This window comes from Roseateles paludis, assembly GCF_039872745.1.
Lineage (GTDB): Bacteria > Pseudomonadota > Gammaproteobacteria > Burkholderiales > Burkholderiaceae_C > Pelomonas > Pelomonas paludis.
Genome location: NZ_JBDPZD010000004.1, coordinates 178,144 through 201,281, shown reverse-complemented (window position 1 = coordinate 201,281; position 23,138 = coordinate 178,144). Strand labels below are relative to the sequence as shown.

Genomic DNA, 23,138 nt, shown 5'->3' with positions numbered 1-23,138 from the left:
CTCGGGCAAGGGACAATGCGGGCTCAATGAATTCGCCGTCCGTAGAGAGCCGAGCATCCGCGTCGGCTCTTTCCATTTCTTTTCCGGAGGCGCTGCCCGTCTCGGCCCGCCGCAGCGAGATCGAAGCGGCGCTGCGTGAGCATCAGGTCGTCATCGTTTGTGGCGAGACCGGGTCGGGCAAGACGACCCAGCTGCCCAAGATCCTGTTGGCCATGGGGCGCGGCAAGCTCAATGGCGGCCGGCTGATCGGCCACACCCAGCCGCGCCGCATCGCCGCCAGCAGCGTGGCCAAGCGCATTGCCGAGGAGCTGAAGACGCCGCTCGGCGAGGTGGTGGGCTACAAGGTCCGCTTCCAGGACCGCCTCTCGCGCGAGGCCTCGGTCAAGCTGATGACCGACGGCATCTTGCTGGCCGAGACCCAGAGCGACCCGCTGCTCAAGGCCTACGACACGATCATCATCGACGAGGCCCACGAGCGCAGCCTGAACATCGACTTCCTGCTCGGCTACCTGCGCGAGCTGCTGCCGCGCCGGCCCGACCTGAAGGTCATCGTCACCTCGGCCACCATCGATGCCGAGCGCTTTGCCAAGCATTTCGAGTCGAGCAAGGGCCCGGCGCCGGTGCTGATGGTGTCGGGCCGGCTGTTCCCGGTCGAGCAGCGCTACCGGCCGTTTGAAGAATCGCGCGAGTACGACCTCAACAACGCCATCTGCGACGCCGTGGACGAGCTGTGGCGCGAGGGGCCGGGCGACGTGCTCGTCTTCCTGCCCGGAGAGCGCGAGATCCGTGAGGCGGCCGAGGCTTTACGCAAGCATCACCCACCTGGGGTCGAGATCCTGCCGCTGTTTTCCCGCCTCTCGGAGGCCGAGCAGAACAAGGTCTTCGAGTCGCATGGGGCGCGCCGCATCGTGCTGGCTACCAATGTGGCCGAGACCTCGCTGACCGTGCCGGGCATCCGCTATGTGATCGATCCGGGCCTGGCGCGCGTCAAGCGCTACAGCTACCGCAACAAGGTCGAGCAGTTGCTGATCGAGAACATCAGCCAGGCCGCCAGCAACCAGCGCGCAGGCCGCTGCGGCCGGGTGTCCAACGGCATCTGCATCCGGCTCTACAGCGAGAAGGAGTTCAACGAGCGCCCGCGCTTCACCGACCCCGAGATCCTGCGCAGCAGTCTGGCGGGCGTGATCTTGCGGATGAAGTCGCTGCACCTGGGCGATGTGGAGCGCTTCCCCTTCCTGGAGGCGCCGCGCCCCAAGGCGATTGCCGATGGCTACCAGTTGCTCAATGAGCTGGGCGCCACCGACGACGCCAACGAGCTGACCCCGCTCGGCAAGGAGCTGTCGCGCCTGCCGCTGGACCCGCGGGTGGGCCGCATGATCCTGGAGGCCCGGCACCGCGAAGCGCTCAGCGAGGTGCTGGTCATCGCCTCGGCCCTCTCGGGCCAGGACGTTCGCGACCGGCCGCAGGAGCAGGCCCAGGCCGCTGACGAGAAGCACAAGAAGTTCGACGACGAGAAGTCCGAGTTCATGGGCTACCTCAAGCTCTGGAAGTGGCTGGACGAGAGCCGAGGCGGCCATGGCACCGAGCACAAACTCTCAAGCCGCAAGCATGAGGCGCTGCTGCGCGAGAACTTCGTCTCGCCCCGCCGCGTGCGTGAATGGCGCGACGTCTACTCGCAGCTGCACACCGTGGTGGCCGAGCACGGCTGGCGCCTTAACCAAAGCCCCGCCACCTACGAGCAGGTCCACCTGTCGATGCTGGCCGGCTTGCTCGGCAACATCGGCTGCAAGAGCGATGACGAGGACTGGTACCTCGGCGCGCGCGGCATCAAGTTCTACCGGCACCCGGGCGCGCACCTGAGCAAGAAGCCCGGGCGCTGGATCGTGGCCGCTGAGCTGGTGGACACCTCGCGGCTTTACGGCCGGGGCCTCGCCAACATCGAGCCGCAATGGCTGCCGCCCATCGCCGGCCACCTGATCAAGACCCAGCTGCTGGAGCCGCACTGGGAGAAGAAGGCCGCCGAGGTCGTCGCGCTGGAGCGGGCCACGCTGTACGGCATCGTGCTTTACAGCGGCAAGCGGGTGAACTTCGGCCGCGTGGACCCCAAGACCGCGCGCGAGATCTTCATCCGCGAGGGCCTGGTCAATGACGAGCTGCCTGAAGACCTCGTTCGGCAATTGCCCTTCATTGGCCACAACCGGCGGCAGATCGCCAAGGTCGAGGCGCTGGAGCACAAGTCGCGCCGGCAGGACGTGCTGGTCGACGACGAGTTGATCTACGCCTTCTACGACCAGCACCTGCCGGCCGATGTGTACTCGGGCACCACGCTGCTCAAGTGGTGGCGCGTGGCCAGCAAGTCGAGCGACAAGCTGCTCCTGCTCAGCCAGGACGAGCTGATGCGCCACGAGGCGGCGGGCGTCACGAGCGATGCCTTCCCCAAGATCGTGCGCCTCGGCGGCGTGGATTGCGCGGCGCATTACCTGCACCAGCCGGGCGACGCGCGCGACGGCCTCACCGTCACCGTGCCGCTCTTTGCCTTGAACCAGGTCAGCGAGGAGCGCGCAGAGTGGCTGGTGCCCGGCATGCTGGCGCAAAAGGTGACGGCCCTGCTCAAGAGCCTGCACCAGAAGCCGCGCGCACGCCTCACGCCGCTGCCTGACTTTGTGGCCGAGTTCATCGAGCTCAGTCCCTTTGGCCAGGGCGGCTTGCTCGACGTCTTGCTCAAGGCCGTGCGTGAGCGCACGCAGCTCGCCGTGCAGCGCAACGACTTCAAGCTCGAACAGCTGCCCGCGCACCTGTTCATGAACTTCCGCGTGGTGGACGAGCATGGCCGCCAGCTCGGCCAGGGCCGGCAACTCGCGGTGCTCAAGGCCGAGCTGGGCGGGCAGGCGCGTTCGGCCTTCCAGGCGCTGGCGGCGCTCAAGCTGCCCACGGCTGAACCGGTGGCGCCTGTGCCCGCACCCGCCGCCGTGGTGGGCAAGGGCGTGCGGGCCGAGGTCGTCAAGCCGCCTGCGGCTGCGCCAGAGACGCGCTTCACCGACTGGACCTTTGGCGAGCTGCCCGAGCTGCTGGAAGTCCGCAAGGGCGGCCAGAGCCTGATCGGCTTCCCCGCCCTGATCGACAAGGGCGCGCACGTCGAGATTGAGGTCTTTGACGAGCCCGAGGTCGCCGCTGCCAAGCACCGTGTCGGCCTGCGCCGGCTCATCGCCCTGCAGCTCAAGGAGCCGCTCAAGTACCTCGACAAAAACATCCCCGACCTGCAGCGCATGGCCGTGCTCTACATGGGCCTGGGCACGCCCGACGAGCTGCGCGACCAGATCGTCGGCATCGCGCTGGACCGCGCCTTCCTGGCCGAGCCGCTGCCGCTTGACGCCCTCAGCTTCAAGCGGCGCTTGGACGAAGGCCGGGCCCGCCTCAACCTCATTGCCCAGGAAGTGGCACGCGCTGTGCACGTGGCGCTGCAGGAGTTCAGCACCGCCAGCCGCAAGCTCAAGGACGCGCGTCCCCCGAAGGACGTGCAGGACGACATCGCCGCCCAGCTACAGCGCCTGGTGCCCAAGCGCTTCGTGCTGGAGACGCCCTGGCAGCAGCTGCAATACCTGCCGCGCTACCTCAAGGCCATCACCGCCCGGCTCGACAAGCAGCGCGCCGATGCGCCCCGTGACGCCAAGCTGATGCAGGAAGCCAAGGCCCTGGAGCAGCGCTACACCCGCCGCGTGGCCGAGCTCAAGGGCGTGCGCGATGCGCGGCTGGAGGACTTCCGCTGGCAGCTGGAGGAGCTGCGCGTCAGCCTCTTCGCGCAGGAGCTGCGCACGCCGCAGCCGGTGAGCGTGAAGCGGCTGGAAAAGGTCTGGCAGCAGATCGGGCAGGCCTGACAGATGAGCACGCACGCCCGCCGCGCCGCCATCCGCTGGGTGATCCTCACCATCATCTTTGTGCACTCGTGCATGGCGGTGACGCGCATCACCGCCAGCCTGTGGGTGCTGCGCGGCGGCTATGGCGAGTCGGCGGTGGGCATGATGCTCAGCCTGTTCGCGGTGGGGCCCATCTTCCTGTCGCTCTGGGCCGGCCATCTGGCTGACCGCTTTGGCCTGCACCGGCCGCTGGGCATTGCCGTGCTGTTGGCCACGGCGGGCGCGCTGTCGGTGCTGCTGCACGAAGCGGTGTGGACGCTGGCGATCTCCTGCCTGTGCAGCGGCGGCGCCATCTCGATGGCCATCGTCGCCATCCAGCGCGAGGCCGGGCAGATGGCGGCCGAGCCTGCCGAGCTGAAACAGATCTTCAGCTGGCTGGCGCTGGGGCCGGCGCTGTCGAATGCGCTGGCGCCCGTGGTGACCGGCTTCTTGATCGACGGCTGGGGCGTGAAGGCCGCCTTCTGCCTGGCCGCGCTGCTGCCGCCCGTGGCCTGGCTGGTGGCGCTGGGCGTGCCGCGCGTGACGCCCGCCCCGCCGCATGCCGACAGCCGCGAGCGTGCCGCCTGGGACCTGCTCAAACTGCCCATGCTGCGCCGCATCCTGCTGGTGAACCTGGCGCTCTCGGCCTGCTGGGACGCGCACATCTTCGTGGTGCCCGTGGTGGGCTATGCGCGCGGGCTCTCGGCGTCCAGCATCGGCTTGGTGCTGGGCAGCTTTGCCACGGCGGCCACCTTGATCCGCCTGGTCATCGTGCGCTATGGCGACCGCATCGACGAAGTGCGCGCGCTGCGCGGTGCCATGCTGCTGGCCGCCGGCGTGCTGGTGGCCTATGCCTGGCTGCCCGGCACTGTCGGGCTGATGCTGGGCTCCGGCCTGCTGGGCATGGCGCTCGGGTCGGTGCAGCCCATGGTGCTGTCGATGATGCACCACGCCACCCCGCCCGACCGCCAGGGCCAGGCCCTGGGCCTGCGCATGCTGGTCATCAACAGCGCCACTGTCAGTATGCCCACGGGCTTTGGCCTGCTGGCGGCCGCCACCGTGCCGGCCATGCCGCTGTGGCTGATGGCCGTGGCCCTGTCGGCCGCGCAGTGGCCGGCGCGCAAGCTGCAAGGTGCCGGTGCGCGTGAGGCGGCGGGTGGGGATTCATCACCTTTATGACGACCGGCCTGGCCGTTGCTCTGAGCCAGAATCGCCCCCGCCTCCAAGGCTGGGGGCCCACTTGGGAGTTCACTTGAAACGCCATTTGCTCGCGATCCCGGCGCTGCCCGCGCTATTGCTCAGTCTCGGCCTGGCTGCCACGCCGGTGTGGGCCAAACCCGCCAAGAAGGACGCCCCCGCTACCAAGCCGGTGGCCGTGGCACCGGCGCCGACTCCCGCGCCAAGCTTTGTGCGCGAGATGGGCGGCATCGAGGAATACCGGCTGCCCAATGGGCTGCAGGTGCTGCTCTTCCCCGACGCGACGCAGACCACCACCACGGTCAACATCACCTACCGCGTCGGCAGCCGGCATGAAGCGCCGGGCGAGTACGGCATGGCGCATTTGCTGGAGCACATGCTCTTCAAGGGCACCCAGCGGCAGAACGACCTGCCGGGCGAGTTTGCCAAGCGCGGCATTCGCTTCAACGGCACCACCACGGTGGACCGCACCAACTACTTCGGGTCCTTCAACGCCAACCCGGACACCCTGGCCTTCCTGCTCGACCTGGAGGCTGACCGCATGGTCAATAGCCGCGTCGCCAAGGAGGATCTCGACAAAGAGATGACCGTGGTGCGCAACGAGTTCGAGCGCGGCGAGAACAACCCCATCCAGGTGCTGGTGGCGCGCGTCAACTCGGCCACCTATACCTGGCACCCGTATGGCAAGGTGCCCATCGGCCCCAAGAGCGACATCGAGAACGTGCCGATCGAGAAGCTCCAGGCTTTCTACAAGCGCTTCTACCGGCCCGACAACGCGACGCTCTTGATCGCCGGCCAGTTCGACAAGGCGGCCACGCTGGCTCTGGTGGGCAAGCACTTCGGCCTACTCGCCAAACCCGCTGAGCCGGTGCCCGTGCCCTACACCGTGGAGCCCGCGCAGGACGGCGAGCGCAGCGTGATGGTGCGGCGCGTGGGTGGCCAGCCCATCCTGCTGGCCAACTATCACATCCCCGCCGTCAGCCACCCCGACACGGCGCCCTTGATCGTCTACGGCCTCCTGATGAGCCTGCAGCCCAGCGGCCAGCTCTACAAGCAGTTCGTCGAGACCAAGCTGGCCTTGGCGGCCGGCATCGGCGGCATCGGCGGCGTGGACCCCGGCGCCGTCAATGCCTTCGCCTTTTTGCCCCCGGGGGCCGACGTCGACAAGATCCAGGCCCAGTGGCTGGACCTGGTCGAAGGGCGCAGCCAAAAGCCCTTTGAAGAGAGCGAACTGACCCGCGTGCGCGACATCGCCGTCAACAGCTACCGCCAGCAGATGAAGAACCCCGAGGCACTGATCCAGCAGATCTCGGGCCTGATCGCGGCGGGGGACTGGCGCTTGCTGTTCCAGTTGATGGAAGACATCCCGAAGGTCACCCTGGCCGACGTGGAGCGCGTGCGCAAGGCCTACTTCGTGCCGGCCAATCGCACGCTGGGCCGTTACGAGCCCGCGCAGGCGGTGGAGCGCGTCGAGATCCCGGTGGCGCCCTCGCTGGACGCTCGCCTGGCTGAACTCAAGGGCCCGCCCAAGGTGGAAGAGGGCGAACAGCTCGAGCCCGTGCCCAGCGTGCTGGAGTCGCGCATGACGCGCACCAAGCTGCCGAGCGGCATCGAGCTGCACACCCTGCGCAAGCAGACGCGCGGCAACAGCGTGCAGTTGCAGATCCAAGGCCAATGGGGCGACCGCGACACCACCTACAAGCGCCTGGGCACGGCGATGGTGGCCCAGCTGCTGAACGAGGGCACGGCGCAGATCAGCAAGCAGCAGGTGCAGGACGCCATGATCAAGCTGCGAGCCAACTTCAATGCCAGCAGCGGCGACCAGGGCGTGACGGTCAACCTCACCGCCGAGCGCGACACCCTGCTGCCCGCCCTGGCCCTGGTGACGGCCTTGCTGCGCGAGCCCAGCCTGCCGCAGGACGCCTTTGAGCGCGTGCAAAAGGCCAGCCTCGCTGGCATGGAGGCCTCACGCAAGGAACCCGAGACTCTGCGCCAGGAAGCGGCCCGCGCGCACTACAACCAGGCACGCGGTGTGAGCCTCGGCCACCCCGACTACTGGATGGGCCTGGACGAGCGCCTTGCCGTGCAGCAGCGCGTCACGCTGCAGGACGTGCGCAGCTTCCATACTGACTACTGGTCGGCCAACCGCATGCAGGTGTCGGTCGTCGGCGCCTTGCCGGATCAGCTCGCCGCCGCCGTGGAGCAGCTGCTGGGCAGCTGGAAGAAGCCGGCCGCACCGGCCTTTGTGCGCCACCTGCCACAGTTCAAGGACGTGCCGGCTGCGCGCTTTGATGCCATTGCCCGCGACAAGCCCAATGCCATCGTGCAGTTCGACCACCAACTGGCCTTGAGCGACCAGGACGCTGATGCCATCCCCCTGCGCGTGGCCTTCCACATCTTTGGTGGTGGCAGCCTGGAGAGCCGGCTCAACGAGCGCCTGCGGCAGAAGGAAGGCCTGACCTATGGCGCGAGCGCCTGGCTGCATGTCGGGTACTGGGGCAATGCCGGCAATGTCGGGCTCTACGCCACCTATGCGCCGGACAAGCGCGAGCGCGTCGTCGCCGTCATCAAGGAAGAGCTCAAGCGCATGACCGACAGCGGCGTCACCGCCGCCGAACTGGACCGCGCCAAGAAGGACATCGCTGAGGGTCGCCGCCAGTCGCGCGCCGACCTGGGCTCGCTGACCCAGGGCGTGCAGATCCTGGCCGAGCACGGCGAGACCTGGGCGGATGCCCAGCGCCGTGACGAGGCCATGGCGGCCTTGACGGTCGAGCAGGTCAACGCGGCATGGCGCAAGCACGTGCGTCCGGAGGCGTTCGTGATCTCGACGGCGGGCGACTTCAAGTGACCCCGACCTTGCCGGCGTCATTGCGAGCGGATTGCTCGCAATGCGTCGGCCTGTGCTGCCTGGTGCCGCCCTTTGATGCCGAGCAGGGTTTTGGCTTTGACAAGCCGGCCGAAACACCCTGCCAGCATCTGTGCGCCGACCACCGCTGCGCCATCCACGACGACCTGATCGAGCGCGGCTTCAGTGGCTGCGTGGCTTTTGACTGCTTGGGCGCCGGCCAGCGCCTTACCGCCCAGGCCCAGGCTCGCTTTGGCAGCGCGCAGTGGCGCGAGCGGCCCGAGGTGGCGCGCTGGCTGATGGCGGCCTACCCGCGCATGCGCCGCGTGCAGGAGCTGCTGGCCACGCTAACGCTGGCGGCCGCACTGCCCGGCAGCCCGGGGGGGCTGAGCGAACTGGCCGCGCAGCTGGCGGCGGAGGCGCCCAACTGGCCCACCTGGTCGCCCGAGCACGAGGCCACCTGGCGCGATCGCGTGCGGACCGCCTTGGCCCCCCTCGCCGACAATCAGAGTATTTGAGCCCCCGAACCTGCCGCGACGCGGCAGGCCCCCCGAGGGGGCTAAGGAACCTCGGGAGCGGCCCGTCGTTTCCCTAGGAAAGGCTGAACCTCACCATGGATCCAACGACCAGCAGCGCGGCGCCCACGCCCGCTGCAACTGGCCTCGCGCCGGCCCACCGCACGGGCGGCGCCCAGATGCCTGTCTGGCAGCAAGCCCGCGGGCTGCGCCGCGTGCACGTTATGGCCGCCGTCATCGCGCTGGTGGCGGCCACCACGATCTTTGTCGTCTTCGACAAGCTGCGCGCCAGCAACCACATCCACATCCCGGCGAAGCCGCAGCTGGTGGCCGACGTCGACCTGCGCATTGCCAACCCCGCCGAGGCCTTTGGCCAGGGCGAGGACGAGGCGCGCAAGGACATCGCCGCTGGCAAGCTGCGCCTGCGCCTGGTGGGCAGCGAGAAGCCGAGCGACGAAGACCGGGCGCGCCAACGCCGGCTCAAGCAGCGCTATGGCATCGACTGGCAGTTCATCGAGATCCCCGCCCCGGTCAAGGTCGAGGCCGGCAAGGACGGGGGGGCGGTTGGCTTCAAGGACGGCGGCAAGACACCCGCGCACGTACTCGCCGCGCGCGCAGCGGGCTACAACCGCATCGTGCAAGACGAGATCGCGCGCCGCCATGGCGCCGAGTTCGTGGAGAAGCTGCTCAAGGGCGAGGAGCCCTGACGCGGCCGCGCCGCGCTTAAGGCGACGTTGAATAAGTCCCCGCGATGTGCCGAGCCCTGGTTTGGGATGAGCTGCTAGGCGCAAAGCGGAGCTGTAGCTCGGGCTACAGCGAGCATTTGCAACGCCGCAGATCGCCCAAAGCAGGGATGCGGCGCGCGTGAGGGACTTGTTCAGCGTTGCCTTAGCTCATGCCTTGATGGCGTAGCAGCGCGTCGATGGTGGGCTCGCGGCCGCGGAAGGCCTTGAAGTTGTCCATCGCATCGCGCGAGCCGCCGCGTTCCAGCACTTCGGTGAGGAAGCGCTTGCCGGTGGCGGGGTTGAAGACGCCTTCTTCCTCGAAAGCGCTCCAGGCATCGGCGCTCAGCAGCTCGGCCCATTTGTAGCTGTAGTAACCCGCCGCATAGCCGCCCGCAAAGATGTGGCTGAAGCTGTGCGGCATGCGGTTGAAGGCCGGTGGCTTGATGACCGCCACCTCGTCGCGCACTTGCTGCAGCAGGCCGATCACATCGGCTTCCACACCGGGTTCGGTGTGCAGGCGCATGTCGAAGAGCGCGAACTCGATCTGGCGCAGGGTCTGCAGACCGCTCTGGAAGTTCTTGGCGGCGAGCATCTTGTCGAACAGCTCGCGCGGCAGGGGCTCGCCCGTGTCCACATGGCCACTGAGCTGGGTGATCACATCCCATTCCCAGCAGAAGTTCTCCATGAACTGGCTGGGCAGCTCGACGGCGTCCCACTCGACACCCGAGATGCCCGAGGCGCCGAGGTCGTTCACCTGGGTCAGCAGGTGATGCAGGCCGTGGCCGAACTCGTGGAAGAGGGTGATGACGTCGTCATGCGTCAGCAGCGCAGGCTTGTCGCCAACGGGTGAGGCGCAGTTGCAAACGAGCTGGGCCACGGGCAACTGCTGCTCACCCCCGGGCTTGAGCCAGCGGCTGCGTACTTCGTCCATCCAGGCGCCGGGGCGCTTGCCGGTGCGGGCGTAGAGGTCGAGGTAGAAGTTGCCGATGGGCTTGCCGTCGCGCGTGAGCTCGAAGAAGCGCACGGTCTCGTTCCACACCGGGGCCTGGGCCTCGCGGATCTGGACATGGAAGACGCGTTCGATGATCGAGAACAGCCCGGCCACGACCTTGGGCGCGGTGAAGTACTGCTTCACGGCCTGGTCGCTGAAGGCGTAGCGCGCTTCCTTGAGCTTCTCGCTGGCGAAGGGGATGTCCCAGGCCTGCAGGTCGGGGAGGCCCAGCTGCTGAGCGGCGAACTCGCGCACTTCGGCCAGGTCCTTCTCGGCAAAGGGCCGGGCGCGGCGGGCCAGGTCGCGCAGGAACTGCATCACCTCGGCCGGCGTCGAGGCCATCTTGGGCGCAAGCGAGACCTCGGCAAAGTTGGCGTAGCCGAGCAGCGCTGCTTCTTCCTGGCGCAGGGCGACGATCTCGCGCATGGCGGCCGAGTTGTCGAGCTCCGGCTTGCCGCCCTGGTCGCTGGCGCGGGTGGCGTAGGCGCGGTAGACGGTCTCGCGCAGCTGCCGGTTCTCGGCGTACTGCATCACGGGCAGGTAGACGGGGAAGTGCAGGGTCAGCTTGTGCCCACCGTCGTCCAGGCGCGTGGCGTCCAGCACGTCCTGCGGGACGCCGGCCAGGTCGGCGGTGCTGGCGATGTGGCTCCAGCCGTCGGTGGCGTCGAGCACGTGCTCGCTGAACTGCTGCTGCAGCGCGGCACTGCGCTCCTGGATGGCGGCATAGCGCTCGCGATTCGGCCCTTGCAGCTCGGCACCCGAGAGCACGAAGTCGCGGATGGCGTGCTGTAGCACCTGGCGGCGTGGGGCACTGAGGCTGCTGCCTTGCGCCGCCATCACGGCCTTGTACTTGGCAAAGAGCGCCTCATTGGCGCCGAGCGCCGTGTAGAACTCGGTGACCACCGGCAGCTGTGCGTTGTAGGCCTCGCGCAGCTCGGGCGTGTTGGCCACGGCGTTGAGGTGGCCCACGGCGCCCCAGGCGCTGCCGAGCCGCTCGGTCGCGGTGTCGAGGATGCGCGAGAGCGTGTCGTAGTCGGCCGGCGTTTCGGCCTTGGTGGCTTCATCCAGCGCGGCTTGGGCAGTAGCCAACAGCTCGGTGATGGCAGGCGCGATGTGCTCGGGACGGATGGCTGCGAAATCCGGCAGCGCGGCGGTAGACAGCAGGGGGTTGCTCATGCACTTCTTTCAGCAGACTCCAGGGTATTGACCAGCAGCATCGCAATCGTCATAGGGCCGACGCCGCCGGGCACCGGCGTGATCCAGCCAGCCACTTCCTTGACGCCGTCGAAGTCGACGTCGCCGCAGAGCTTGCCTTCGTCATTGCGATTCATGCCGACGTCGATGATGACGGCGCCGGGCTTGACCATGTCTGCGGTGAGCACATTGCGCTTGCCCACAGCGGCCACCACGATGTCGGCCTGGCGGGTGTGATGCCTCAGGTCGGCCGTGCCGCTGTGGCAGACGGTGACGGTGGCATTGGCGGCCAGCAGCATCAGGGCCATGGGCTTGCCGACGATGTTGCTGCGGCCGATGACCACAGCGTGCTTGCCGCGCAGGTCCTTCATGCCGATGTGCTCCAGCATCTTCATGCAGCCATAGGGCGTGCAGGCCTTGAAGCCGGGCTCACCCACCACCAGGGCGCCGGCCGAGGCGATGTGGAAGCCGTCCACGTCCTTGGCGGGCGAGATGGACTCGATGACCTTGTGGTCGTCGATGTGCTTGGGCAGTGGCAACTGGACCAGGATGCCGTGGATGCTGGGGTCGTTGTTGAGCGCATCGACGCGGGCCAGCAGTTCGGCCTCGGTCATGCTGGCGTCGTACTTCTCCAAGCGGGAGTGGATGCCGGCTTCCTCGCAGGCCTTGACCTTGTTGCGCACATAGACCTGGCTGGCGGGGTTGTCGCCCACCAGCACCACGGCCAGGCCCGGCTGGCGGCCCTGGGCGGTGAGGGCGGCGGCGCGGGTGGCGGCCTCTTGGCGCAGTTGCTTGGCGAGGGCGAGGCCGTCGATCAGTTGGGCGGTCATGGGGGGACTCCTAAAAGCAAAGAGGCCGCATGCAGCGGCCTCTGTGATTGAAAGCGGGGGCTCAAGCCTTGGCGGTGGCGCCGAGTGCGATCTTGAGCAGATCGGCCACGGTGTTGGCGTTGAGCTTTTCCATGATGTTGGCGCGGTGGGCCTCGACCGTCTTGATGCTGATGCCGAGGTCGTCGGCGATCTGCTTGTTCAGGCGGCCGGCCACGATGCGCTCCAGCACCTGGGCTTCGCGGGTGGTCAGGCGGGCGAGCAGGGCGTCGCGGCTGGCGGCTTCCTGCTGGCTGGAGAAGGCCTCGCGGGCTTGTTCGAGCATGCGCTCGACCAGGGCCAGCAACTCGGCTTCCTTGAAGGGCTTCTCGATGAAGTCCATCGCACCCTTCTTCATGGTCTGCACTGCCATGGGCACGTCGCCGTGGCCGGTGATGAAGACGATGGGCAGCGGGCTCTTGCGCTCGATCAGGCGGTCTTGAAGCTCGAGGCCGGTCATGCCGTCCATGCGGATGTCGGCAATCAGGCAGGCGACTTCGCGCGGGTCGTAGCGGGAGAGGAAGGACTCGGCAGAGTCAAAGCACTTGACCCGGTAGTCCTTGCCTTCGAGCAGCCACTGGAGGGAGTCGCGAACGGCCTCGTCGTCATCGACGACGTAGACGTTGCCTTTCTTGGGGATCAGGCTCATAGGGTGCTGTTGCTTTCTGTTCGCGCGCCGGCTGCGAGCTCCTGCCGGGGGATTTCGACGGGGATGGTGAAGGCGAACCGACACCCCACGACGAGAGGGCCATTGTAGAGGTTCTCGGCTTTGATCCGCCCCTGGTGAGATTCGACGATCGACCGGCATAACCCTAGGCCAATGCCCAATCCATCGGCCTTGGTGGAGAAAAAGGCCTCGTACATGCGGGCGATGACCTCGTCCGGCAGGCCCGGGCCCATGTCGGTGACGGAGAACTCGATCTGCCCGCCCAGCTCTGCGCTGTGCTTGGGCACGACGCGCAGCTCGATGTGGCGGCGCGAGGCCGGCAGGGCGGCGTTGTCGATGGCCTCGGCGGCGTTCTTGAGCAGGTTCATGATGACCTGTTCGATCAGGATGGGGTCCACCTGCATCTGCGGCAGACGCTGGGCCACGTAGGTGTGGATGGCGACGTTGCGGCGCCGCAGCTCGATGCCGGCCAGCTCGACGGCGTCCTCGACGATGGCGGCGGCATTGGCCGGCTGGCGCTGGGGCTCGCTGCGCTTCACGAAGGCGCGGATGCGGTGAATGATCTGGCCGGCGCGGTCGGCCTGCTTGGCGGTCTTTTCCAGCGCGGCCATCAGCGACTCTTTGTCGATGTTGTCGCCCCGCACGCGGCTGAGCATGCCGTTGCAGTAGTTGGCGATGGCGGTGAGTGGCTGGTTCAGCTCGTGGGCGACGCTGGAGGCCATCTCGCCCATGGTCATCAGGCGGCTGGTGACCTGGGCCTTCTCGGCCTGCTGGGCGGCAAGGGCCTCGGCGCGGCGCCGGGTGGTGATGTCGGTGGCGATCAGCATCTGCGCCAGGCGGCCGTCAGTCCAGGCCAGGTAGCGGCTGCGGACGTCGAACCACATGTCCAGCGACTCGACGTAGACCTCGCGCGGGTCGGAGCCGGTCTCGGTCAGGGCTTCAGCGGGCAGGCCGGAGTAGTCGTCCACCGCGTCCAGGTCTTCGTCCAGGCCGCGTGGGGGGGTGCTGCCGCCCAACTGACCACCGGCCAGCACGGCGTGGCCGGCGGGGTCGGCGCCAAACCACATCCGGTAGCTGCGGTTGGCAAACAGCAGCTCGGGTGGCTGCACGCCCAGCACGGACACGGCGGCGTCCAGCCCCTCCAGCACGGTGGTGAAGCGCTCGTGCGAGGCCGAGAGCTGGTCGCGCACACGCTTGGCCTCGGTGATGTTGGTCATCGAGGTCATCCAGCCGGTCTGCTTGCCGCGGTGGTCCACCAGGGGCGAGACGTAGACGCGGGCGTCAAAGGTGCTGCCGTCCTTGCGGGCGATGCGCACTTCCACGCCGCCCGAGGGGCTGCGGCCTTGCAGCTCCTGCTGCAGCAGCCGGGCGTTTTCCTCGCGCCGGTCGTTGGGCCAGAAGGGGTAGGGCGGTGTGCGGCCGATGAGGTCGGACTCCGAGAAACCCGTCATCGCGCAAAAGGCCGGGTTCACATAGGTGATGCGCGTCTCCATGTCCATGGCGCGCATGCCGGTCAGCATGGAGTTCTCCATGGCGCGGCGGAAGTTGGTCTCCAGCGTCAGCGCGTTCTGGATCTGGGTGCGGCGGCGCATGTGGCGCCAGGTGCCGAGCAACATCCACACCGTGAGGCCCGCCAGGGCTACCACCATCCAGAAGAGGATGTTGTCCACGAAGGTGAGGCCGGCGCGCCAGCCCTGGCCGCGCAGCACCAGCCCATTCAGCGCCGGCGCCAGCGGCACGTAGTGCACGATGGCGGCGCGGCGTGCCACCTGGCCGGGCATCTGGGTGACGGTGCTGGAGAGTGAGTGCTCGTCGCCGTCCATCACCGAGATCACGTGGCGCGTGGCGACCTCGCTGGGCACGTGGTAGCGCAGCAGGGCCTCGATGGTGTATTCGCCCACCAGCACGCCGGCAAATCCGTTGCGGTCCATCAGCGGGACCTGGATCTGGAAGACCGGGGCGCCCTGTGAATTGATCAGCGGTGGCGAGTAGACCGGCTGGCGGCGCTGCCGTGCGGCGTTGAAGGCTTGCTCGGGCGGCCCCGAGCGGCCGGCGCGGGGCAGCGACCCGGTCTCGGCCGTGATCTGGCAGGCATTGGTGGCGTTCTGGCCGACGTTGCTGACACGGGCGCGGCAAGCCATTTGGCCCGTGACCCAACTGATCTCGCTGATCTCGGGCCGTTCGGCGGCCAGTGCCTGGGCTTGCGAGACGAACTCCTGCGAGTCCACCTGCCGCGTCACCACCTCGCGCGCCAGGCGGACGAGTTGCTCCTGGTTGTCGATCAGCCGTGAGCGGAGCGCCAGCTGCGCGATCTCGGTGTCGCGCTTGACCGACTCCATCTCGCGGTCGATTTCCTCGTTGCGCAGGTACCAGAAGGCCGAAATGATGGCGGCCAGAAAGAGCAGCACCGAGACCAAGGGGCCCAGCGTGGCCAGGCGGTCCTGCCGGGCGGGGGACTGCCGGCGCCACCAAAGCGCGAGGCGCCGCCGCAGCGGCTCTGGAGACAAGGAGTCCAGCGGGCGGGACAGGAAAGACATGGCTCGAATTATCCCGGCTGCCCCGCTCACCGCCCCTGCAGGACTCCCCGTAGGGGCGGGCAGATCGCACAGGCAAATTCATAATGTGAAATCAAGTCGCGCCATTTGGAAATTTGAACGAGCCTGTGAGACACTGCGCCCGCACACGCGGTCCACCCGGAACAGCCGGGAGGAACTGCGGCCGTTTTGGAGACAAACCAGGAGACCCCGATGTCCGCCCAGCCCCAGACCGTTCTAGGCGCCACACCGAACGACGCTGATCCGCAGGAAACCAAAGAATGGCTGGACGCGCTGTCGGCCGTCATCGACCGTGAAGGTGCCGAGCGTGCGCACTTCCTGATCGAGGAGATGCTGGAGCATGCCCGCCAGCACAGCATCGACCTGCCCTTCTCGGCCACCACGGGTTACGTCAACACCATCGAGCCCAGCCACGAGGCCCGCTGCCCCGGCAATATCCAGATCGAAAAGCGCCTGCGCGCCTACATGCGCTGGAACGCCATGGCCATGGTCGTGCGCGCCAACCGGCTGAACCCGGCTGACGGCGGCGACCTGGGTGGCCACATCGGCTCCTTTGCCTCGCTGGCCTCCATGCTGGGCGCCGGCTTCAACCACTTCTGGCACGCCGAGAGCGAAGGCCACGGTGGCGACTGCATCTACATCCAGGGCCACAGCGCCCCCGGCGTCTACGCCCGCGCCTACCTGGAAGGCCGGCTGAGCGAAGCCCAGCTCGACAGCTTCCGCCAGGAGGTGGACGGCAATGGCCTGTCCAGCTACCCGCACCCCAAGCTGATGCCGGACTTCTGGCAGTTCCCGACGGTGTCCATGGGCCTCGGCCCCTTGATGGCCATCTACCAGGCGCGCTTCCTCAAGTACCTGCACGCCCGTGGCATCGCCAACACCGAGAACCGCAAGGTCTGGGCCTTCATGGGCGACGGCGAGATGGACGAGCCCGAGTCGCTCGGAGCCATCGGCCTGGCCGCGCGCGAGGGCCTCGACAACCTGGTCTTCGTCATCAACTGCAATCTGCAGCGCCTTGATGGCCCGGTGCGCGGCAACGGCAAGATCATTCAAGAGCTCGAAGGCGAGTTCCGCGGCAGCGGCTGGGCCGTCATCAAGCTGATCTGGGGCAAGGGCTGGGACGAGCTGCTGGCGCGCGACAAGTCCGGCAAGCTCAAGCAGCTGATGATGGAAACCCTGGACGGCGACTACCAGGCCATGAAGGCCAACGACGGCGCCTTCATCCGCAAGAACTTCTTCGGCAAGTACCCCGAGACCGCCAAGCTCGTCGAGCACATGAGCGACGACGAGATCTTCGACCTGCGCCGCGGTGGTCACGAGCCCGAGAAGGTCTACGCCGCCTTCCACGCCGCCCACAACAACAGCACCGGCCAACCGACCCTGCTGCTGATCAAGACGGTCAAGGGCTACGGCATGGGCAAGGCCGGTGAGGGCAAGAACACCGTCCACCAGACCAAGAAGCTCAGCGACGACGACATCCGCTACATCCGCGACCGCTTCAACATCCCCATCCCCGACAGCGAGCTGCCCAAGATCCCGTACTACAAGCCGGCCGACGACACGCCGGAGATGCGCTACCTGCACGAGCGCCGCAAGGCCCTGGGTGGCTACCTGCCGCACCGCCGCACCAAGGCCGACGAGCACTTCAAGACGCCGGAGCTGAGCACCTTCCAGGCCGTGCTCGACCCCACGGCCGAAGGCCGCGAGATCTCGACCACGCAGGCCTACGTCCGCTTCCTGACCCAGCTGCTGCGCGACAAGGAAATTGGCCCCCGCGTGGTGCCCATCCTCGTTGACGAGGCGCGCACCTTCGGCATGGAAGGCCTGTTCCGCCAGATCGGTATCTACAACCCCAAGGGCCAGCTCTACACCCCGGTCGACAAGGACCAGGTGATGTACTACCGCGAGGACAAGTCGGGCCAGATCCTGCAGGAAGGCATCAACGAAGCCGGCGGCATGGCCAGCTGGATTTGCGCTGCCACGAGCTATTCGACGAACAACCGGATCATGATCCCGTTCTACGTCTACTACTCGATGTTCGGCTTCCAGCGCATCGGTGACCTGGCCTGGGCGGCGGGCGACATGCAAGCCCGCGGCTTCCTGCTCGGCGGCACCTCGGGCCGCACCACGCTGAACGGCGAAGGCCTGCAGCACGAAGACGGCCACAGCCACATCCTGGCCGGCACCATCCCCAACTGCGTCAGCTACGACCCGACCTTCGCGCACGAAGTGGCGGTCATCATGCAGCGCGGCTTGAAGCGCATGGTCGAAGACCAGGAAAACGTCTTCTACTACATCACCCTCTTGAACGAGAACTACCCGATGCCGGGCCTCAAGGCCGGCACCGAGGAGCAGATCCTCAAGGGCATGTACCTGCTTGAAGAGGCTGACGCCTCCAAGGGCCTCGCCGTGAACCTGCTGGGCTCCGGCACCATCCTGCGCGAGAGCCAGGCCGCCAAGCAGCTGCTGGAGCAAGACTGGGGCATCGGCGCCCACGTCTGGTCATGCCCCAGCTTCAACGAGCTGGCCCGCGACGGCCAGAACGCCGAGCGCTGGAACCTGCTGCACCCCACCGAGCTGGCCTGCGTGCCCTTCGTGACCCAGCAGCTCAGCCACACCAAGGGCCCGGTCATCGCCTCGACCGATTACATGAAGAACTACGCCGAGCAGATCCGCGCGTTCGTCCCGCGTGGCCGCAGCTACAAGGTGCTGGGCACCGACGGCTTTGGCCGCAGCGACTTCCGCAGCAAGCTGCGCGAGCACTTCGAGGTCAACCGCCACTACATCGTCGTGGCCGCCCTCAAGGCCCTGGCTGACGAAGGCGCGATCGGTGTCGAGAAGGTGGCTGAGGCCATTGCCAAGTACGGCATCAAGGCCGACAAGATCAACCCGCTCTACGCCTAAGCGCACCGGAGACAAGCAATGGCACTGATTGAAGTGAAGGTTCCGGACATCGGCGACTTTGCCGAGGTGGCGGTCATCGAGCTGTTGGTCAAGGTGGGTGATACGGTCAAGGCCGAGCAAAGCCTGGTCACCGTCGAGAGCGACAAGGCCTCGATGGAGATCCCGTCCAGCCACGCCGGCGTGATCAAGGAACTCAAGGTCGCCGTGGGCGACAAGATCAGCGAAGGCAGCTTGCTGCTGCTGATCGAGAGCGCCGAGCTTGCAGCGCCCGCGCCGGTTCCGGTGGCAGCACCCGCTCCCGCTGCTGCGCCTGTCGCCGCACCTGTTGCGGCCGCTGCCCCTGTTGCCCCTGCCGCTGCCTCGTCGGTCGTCGTGGTGGTGCCGGACATTGGCGACTTCGACGAAGTCGCCGTGATCGAGCTCTTCGTCAAGGCCGGCGACACCGTCAAGCTCGAACAGAGCCTGATCACCGTCGAGAGCGACAAGGCCTCGATGGAGATTCCGTCCAGCCACGCTGGCGTGGTGGAAGAGCTGCTGGTCAAGGTCGGCGACAAGGTTGCCAAGGGCTCGCCGCTGGCGCGTGTGTTGGTGGCGGGGGCTGCGGCTCCTGTCGCTGTTGCAGCTGCCGCTCCGGCAGCAGCAGCCCCAGCTCCCGCCGCTGCAGCACCGGTGGCCGCTGCCCCCGCTGCTGCCGCCGTGCCCGCCCACGAACCCACCGCCCCCCAGGCCAATCTGCCGCACGCTTCGCCCAGCATCCGCAAGCTGGCGCGTGAGTTGGGCGTGCCGTTGGCCGAGGTCAAGGGTTCCGGCCTCAAGGGCCGCATCACCGAGGCCGACGTGCAAGGCTTCGTCAAGGCCGTGATGAGCGGCGCCGTGCAGACGGCCGCCCAAAAGGCCGCAGCGCCTGCAGCGGCTGCCGGTGGCGGCGGTGCCTTCCCCGGCCTGCTGCCCTGGCCCAAGGTGGACTTCGAGAAGTTCGGCCCCGTCGAGCGCAAGGAGATGGGTCGGATCAAGAAGATCTCTGGCGCCAACCTGCACCGCAACTGGGTCGTCATTCCCCACGTCACCAACCATGACGATGCGGACATCACCGAGCTCGAAGCCTTCCGCGTTCAGCTCAACAAGGAGAACGAGAAGTCGGGCATCAAGGTCACGATGCTCGCCTTCATGATCAAGGCCGCTGTCGCCGCGCTCAAGAAGTTCCCCGAGTTCAACAGCTCGCTCGACGGTGACACGCTGGTGATGAAGAACTACTTCCACATTGGCTTCGCAGCAGACACGCCGAACGGCCTCGTCGTGCCCGTCATCAAGGACGCCGACAAGAAGGGCATCTTCCAGATCAGTCAGGAAATGTCGGAGCTGGCCAAGAAGGCGCGCGACGGCAAGCTGGGCCCGGCCGACATGAGCGGCGGCTGCTTCTCGATCTCCAGCTTGGGCGGCATTGGCGGCAAGTACTTCACGCCGATCATCAACGCGCCCGAAGTCGCCATCATGGGCGTTTGCAAGAGCTCGACCGAGCCCGTCTGGGACGGCAAGGCCTTCCAACCGCGCTTGATCCTGCCGCTCAGCTTGAGCTGGGACCACCGCGTGATCGACGGTGCTGCAGCTGCGCGCTTCAACGTCTACTTCGCGTCTTTGTTGGCGGACTTCCGCCGCATCGCGCTGTGATCGGGGGCTGAACTCATGGCACTCATTGAAGTTCAAGTTCCCGACATCGGCGACTTCGACGAAGTCGGCGTCATCGAAGTGCTCGTCAAGGCAGGCGACAGCGTCAAGGCCGAGCAGAGCCTGATCACCGTCGAAAGCGACAAGGCCTCGATGGAGATCCCGTCGAGCCACGCCGGCGTGGTCAAGGAACTGCGCGTCAAGCTGGGCGACAAGGTCGCCAAGGGCTCGGTGATCCTGTCGCTGGAGTCGGCCGAAGCGGCGGCACCTGCGCCTGCACCGGTGGCTGCTGCTCCTGCGGCCGCTCCAGTCGCGGTTGCAGCCCCGGCCGCCCAGTACAGCGGCAGCTCCGATGCCGAGTACGACGTCGTCGTTTTGGGCGGCGGTCCCGGCGGCTATTCGGCCGCCTTCCGCGCGGCCGACCTCGGGCTCAAGGTTGCCCTCGTCGAGCGCTACTCGACGCTCGGCGGCGTCTGCCTGAACGTCGGTTGCATCCCCACCAAGGCCTTGCTGCACGTCGCGGCGGTGATGGACGAAGCCAGCCACCTGGCCGATCTCGGCGTGGCCTTTGGCGCGCCGGTGGTGGACCTCGACAAGCTGCGCGCCCACAAGGCCAAGGTGGTGGGCAAGCTCACCGGCGGCCTCGCGGCGATGGCCAAGATGCGCAAGGTGACCGTGGTGCGCGGCTACGGCACGCTGCTGGACCCGCAGCATCTGCAGGTCGAGCTGACCGAGGGTGAAGCCCAAGCCAAGACCGGCGCCACGCAGACGCTGGCCTTCAAGCGCATCATCCTCGCGGCCGGCTCGCAGGCCGTGCGCCTGCCCTTCCTGCCGCAGGACGACCGCATCGTTGACTCGACCGGCGCGCTCGGCCTGGCCTCCAAGCCCGAGAAGATGCTCATCGTCGGCGGCGGCATCATCGGCCTCGAAATGGGCACGGTGTACTCCACCCTCGGCGCGCGCCTCGACGTCGTCGAGATGCTGCCCACCCTGATGACCGGCGCCGACCGCGACCTCGTCAAGGTCTGGCAGAAGATGAACGCCCCGCGCTTCGACCGCATCATGCTGAACACCAAGACGGTGTCGGCCGAGGCCAAACCCGATGGCATCTGGGTCAAGTTCGAAGGCGAGGGCGCCCCGACCGAACCCCAGCGCTACGACCTTGTCTTGCAAGCTGTGGGCCGCACGCCCAATGGCAAGAAGATCGGCGCCGACAAGGCAGGCGTCGCGGTCACCGACCGTGGCTTCGTGCCCGTCGACATCCAGATGCGCACCAATGTGCCCAGCGTGTTTGCGATTGGCGACCTCGTCGGCCAACCCATGCTGGCCCACAAGGCCGTGCACGAGGCCCATGTGGCGGCCGAGGTGATTGCCGGTGAACTGCTGGGCGATGCCAAGCTCGCCAAGAGCGCCTTCAACGCCCGCGTCATCCCGAGCGTCGCCTACACCGACCCCGAAGTGGCCTGGGTGGGCGTGACCGAGGACGACGCCAAGGCGCGCGGCCTCAAGATCGAGAAGGGCCTGTTCCCCTGGACGGCCTCGGGCCGTGCCATCGCCAACACGCGCGACGAGGGCTTCACCAAGCTGATCTTCGACGCCAGTCCTGAGGGCGGCCACCGCGTCATCGGCGGCGGCATCGTCGGCACGCATGCCGGCGACATGATTGGCGAAATCGCCCTGGCCATCGAGATGGGCGCCGACGCCGTGGACATCGGCAAGACCATCCACCCCCACCCCACGCTGGGCGAAAGCATCGGCATGGCAGCGGAAGTGGCACACGGCTCCTGCACGGACGTGCCGCCGGTCAAGAAGCGCTGAAGCTGGCGCAGCCAACTGCAACGGGGCCTTTGGCCCCGTTTTCGTTTGTGCGCTTGCCCCTTGGCGGGCCAGGCCCGCGAGCGCTCACGCAAAATGCGCCCCGCTTGACCCTGTCAATGCTCGATCAGTTCAACAGCAGAAAGCCATCGAAATGCACTCCAGCAGAAGAAAGTTTGTCGTCGGCTCCGGTTTGGCGGCTGCATTTGCAGGCCAGATGAAGTTCACCGCCATGGCCGCTGCCGCTGAACGAACGGGATTGAAGGAGGCCTACAAAGACCGCTTCCTGATCGGTGCCGCCATCAACACCGCGATCGCGAGTGGCAAGCACCCGGACATCACCGAAATCATCAAGCGTGATTTCAGTTCCGTGACCTCTGAGAACGACATGAAGTGGGGCTCGGTGAGAACGGCAGACGGAGGTTGGAAGTGGGAGGCAGCCGACCACTTCATGAACTTCGCGCTCCAGAACAACTTGCACGCCGTCGGCCACACGCTCGCTTGGCACAGCCAGATTCCGCAGTCCGTTTTCAAGGACCGAAGCGGCGAGTACGTCAAGCCCGCCGAGCTGATCAAGAAGATGGAGGAACACATCACCACCATCGTGGGCCGCTACAAGGGCAAGCTGCAGGCGTGGGATGCCGTCAACGAGGCGATCGGTGATGACAACCAGATGCGCAAGAGCCACTACTTCAATGTCTTGGGAGAGGAGTTCATCGACCGAACCTTCCACCTCGCGCACGAAGTCGATCCCAAGGCGCACCTCATGTACAACGACTACAACATCGAGCGACCAGGCAAGCGTGAAGCCTGTGTGGAGATGCTGAAGCGGCTGAAGAAGCGCGGCGTGCCGGTGCATGGCCTGGGTATCCAGGCGCACGTGGCCGTCGATGGGCCCAGCATTGCCGACATCGAGCAGAGCATCCTCGCCTTTGCCGAGTTGGGTTTGCGCGTGCACTTCACCGAGCTCGACGTCGACGTGCTGCCCCAAGTGTGGAACTTGCCTGTGGCCGAGATTTCCACCCGCTTTGAGTACAGGCCCGAGCGCGACCCGTTCAAGGACGGCTTGACCCAGGAGATGAACGACAAGCTCAGCAGCCGCTATGAGGAGCTGTTCAAGCTCTTCATCAAGCACAAGGACAAGATCGACCGCGTGACCCTGTGGGGCGTCAGCGACGACGCTTCCTGGCTGAATGGTTTCCCCATTCGAGGCCGGACGGCCTATCCCTTGCTGTTTGATCGCAAGCACCAACCCAAGGACGCTTACCAGCGGGTGCTGGCGCTGTAGTTCAGAACGACAGCCGGT

At 66.9% G+C, this 23,138-nt stretch carries 13 protein-coding genes; 9 read left to right on the top strand and 4 right to left on the bottom strand.

Going from position 1 to position 23,138, the window contains the following annotated elements; all coding sequences use genetic code 11:
- The first annotated feature begins 26 nt into the window (after window positions 1-26).
- The 5 genes from hrpA (at window position 27) to ABDJ85_RS14755 (ending at window position 9,157) form a co-directional block, all read left to right on the top strand.
- Window positions 27-3,875: an ATP-dependent RNA helicase HrpA gene (gene hrpA, locus ABDJ85_RS14775; RefSeq protein ID WP_347705554.1), complete on the top strand. Its 3,849-nt coding sequence runs from the start codon at window positions 27-29 to the stop codon at window positions 3,873-3,875.
- A gap of 3 nt (window positions 3,876-3,878) precedes the next feature.
- Window positions 3,879-5,072 carry an MFS transporter gene (locus ABDJ85_RS14770; RefSeq protein ID WP_347705553.1) on the top strand — a complete coding sequence of 398 codons (1,194 nt, stop codon included), beginning with the start codon at window positions 3,879-3,881 and terminating at the stop codon, window positions 5,070-5,072.
- Window positions 5,073-5,145: 73 nt separating this feature from the next.
- Window positions 5,146-7,938: a M16 family metallopeptidase gene (locus ABDJ85_RS14765; RefSeq protein WP_347705552.1), complete on the top strand. Its 2,793-nt coding sequence runs from the start codon at window positions 5,146-5,148 to the stop codon at window positions 7,936-7,938.
- Window positions 7,935-8,453: a hypothetical protein gene (locus tag ABDJ85_RS14760; RefSeq protein WP_347705551.1), complete on the top strand. Its 519-nt coding sequence runs from the start codon at window positions 7,935-7,937 to the stop codon at window positions 8,451-8,453. Before ABDJ85_RS14765 ends, ABDJ85_RS14760 begins: the two co-directional genes overlap by 4 nt.
- Before the next feature lie 95 nt (window positions 8,454-8,548).
- Window positions 8,549-9,157, top strand: coding sequence for a nucleoside/nucleotide kinase family protein (locus ABDJ85_RS14755; RefSeq protein WP_347705550.1), 609 nt, complete (start codon window positions 8,549-8,551; stop codon window positions 9,155-9,157).
- A gap of 181 nt (window positions 9,158-9,338) precedes the next feature.
- On the opposite strand, the gene ABDJ85_RS14750 is transcribed toward ABDJ85_RS14755, so the two are convergent.
- From ABDJ85_RS14750 to ABDJ85_RS14735, 4 genes are all read right to left on the bottom strand, one after another.
- Window positions 9,339-11,342 (bottom strand): M3 family metallopeptidase, encoded by a 2,004-nt coding sequence (locus ABDJ85_RS14750; RefSeq protein ID WP_347705549.1) that lies wholly within the window; start codon window positions 11,340-11,342, stop codon window positions 9,339-9,341.
- On the bottom strand, window positions 11,339-12,190 hold the full coding sequence (gene folD / locus ABDJ85_RS14745; protein WP_347705548.1) for a bifunctional methylenetetrahydrofolate dehydrogenase/methenyltetrahydrofolate cyclohydrolase FolD: 852 nt from the start codon (window positions 12,188-12,190) through the stop codon (window positions 11,339-11,341). Before folD ends, ABDJ85_RS14750 begins: the two co-directional genes overlap by 4 nt.
- A 61-nt stretch (window positions 12,191-12,251) precedes the next feature.
- A complete protein-coding gene (locus ABDJ85_RS14740; RefSeq protein ID WP_347705547.1) occupies window positions 12,252-12,875 on the bottom strand; it encodes a response regulator transcription factor in 624 nt (207 codons plus the stop codon).
- Complete coding sequence (locus ABDJ85_RS14735; protein ID WP_347705546.1) at window positions 12,872-15,430, bottom strand: PAS domain-containing sensor histidine kinase; 2,559 nt, start codon at window positions 15,428-15,430, stop codon at window positions 12,872-12,874. The genes ABDJ85_RS14740 and ABDJ85_RS14735 overlap by 4 nt, the downstream gene beginning before the upstream one ends.
- A 210-nt stretch (window positions 15,431-15,640) precedes the next feature.
- On the opposite strand from ABDJ85_RS14735, the gene aceE reads away from it, so the two are divergent.
- The 4 genes from aceE to ABDJ85_RS14715 all read left to right on the top strand — a co-directional run bounded on the left by aceE (window position 15,641) and on the right by ABDJ85_RS14715 (window position 23,120).
- Complete coding sequence (gene aceE, locus ABDJ85_RS14730; protein ID WP_347705545.1) at window positions 15,641-18,352, top strand: pyruvate dehydrogenase (acetyl-transferring), homodimeric type; 2,712 nt, start codon at window positions 15,641-15,643, stop codon at window positions 18,350-18,352.
- Between the two features lie 18 nt (window positions 18,353-18,370).
- The gene (aceF, locus tag ABDJ85_RS14725) at window positions 18,371-20,020 is read left to right on the top strand and encodes a dihydrolipoyllysine-residue acetyltransferase (protein WP_347705544.1); all 1,650 of its coding nucleotides are present in this window, start codon (window positions 18,371-18,373) and stop codon (window positions 20,018-20,020) included.
- Window positions 20,021-20,035: 15 nt separating this feature from the next.
- Complete coding sequence (gene lpdA, locus ABDJ85_RS14720; RefSeq protein WP_347705543.1) at window positions 20,036-21,835, top strand: dihydrolipoyl dehydrogenase; 1,800 nt, start codon at window positions 20,036-20,038, stop codon at window positions 21,833-21,835.
- Window positions 21,836-22,049: 214 nt separating this feature from the next.
- Window positions 22,050-23,120 carry an endo-1,4-beta-xylanase gene (locus tag ABDJ85_RS14715; RefSeq protein WP_347705542.1) on the top strand — a complete coding sequence of 357 codons (1,071 nt, stop codon included), beginning with the start codon at window positions 22,050-22,052 and terminating at the stop codon, window positions 23,118-23,120.
- The last annotated feature ends 18 nt before the right edge of the window (window positions 23,121-23,138 follow it).

What these genes read in the sequence shown, in the direction of transcription:
- ABDJ85_RS14715 (WP_347705542.1), top strand. Translation starts at nt 22,050, where the DNA reads ATGAAGTTCACCGCCATGGCCGCTGCCGCTGAACGAACGGGATTGAAG.
- ABDJ85_RS14755 (WP_347705550.1), top strand. Translation starts at nt 8,549, where the DNA reads ATGGATCCAACGACCAGCAGCGCGGCGCCCACGCCCGCTGCAACTGGC.
- hrpA (WP_347705554.1), top strand. Translation starts at nt 27, where the DNA reads ATGAATTCGCCGTCCGTAGAGAGCCGAGCATCCGCGTCGGCTCTTTCC.
- folD (WP_347705548.1), bottom strand. Translation starts at nt 12,190, where the DNA reads ATGACCGCCCAACTGATCGACGGCCTCGCCCTCGCCAAGCAACTGCGC.
- lpdA (WP_347705543.1), top strand. Translation starts at nt 20,036, where the DNA reads ATGGCACTCATTGAAGTTCAAGTTCCCGACATCGGCGACTTCGACGAA.
- ABDJ85_RS14750 (WP_347705549.1), bottom strand. Translation starts at nt 11,342, where the DNA reads ATGAGCAACCCCCTGCTGTCTACCGCCGCGCTGCCGGATTTCGCAGCC.
- aceE (WP_347705545.1), top strand. Translation starts at nt 15,641, where the DNA reads ATGTCCGCCCAGCCCCAGACCGTTCTAGGCGCCACACCGAACGACGCT.
- ABDJ85_RS14735 (WP_347705546.1), bottom strand. Translation starts at nt 15,430, where the DNA reads ATGTCTTTCCTGTCCCGCCCGCTGGACTCCTTGTCTCCAGAGCCGCTG.
- ABDJ85_RS14770 (WP_347705553.1), top strand. Translation starts at nt 3,879, where the DNA reads ATGAGCACGCACGCCCGCCGCGCCGCCATCCGCTGGGTGATCCTCACC.
- ABDJ85_RS14740 (WP_347705547.1), bottom strand. Translation starts at nt 12,875, where the DNA reads ATGAGCCTGATCCCCAAGAAAGGCAACGTCTACGTCGTCGATGACGAC.
- aceF (WP_347705544.1), top strand. Translation starts at nt 18,371, where the DNA reads ATGGCACTGATTGAAGTGAAGGTTCCGGACATCGGCGACTTTGCCGAG.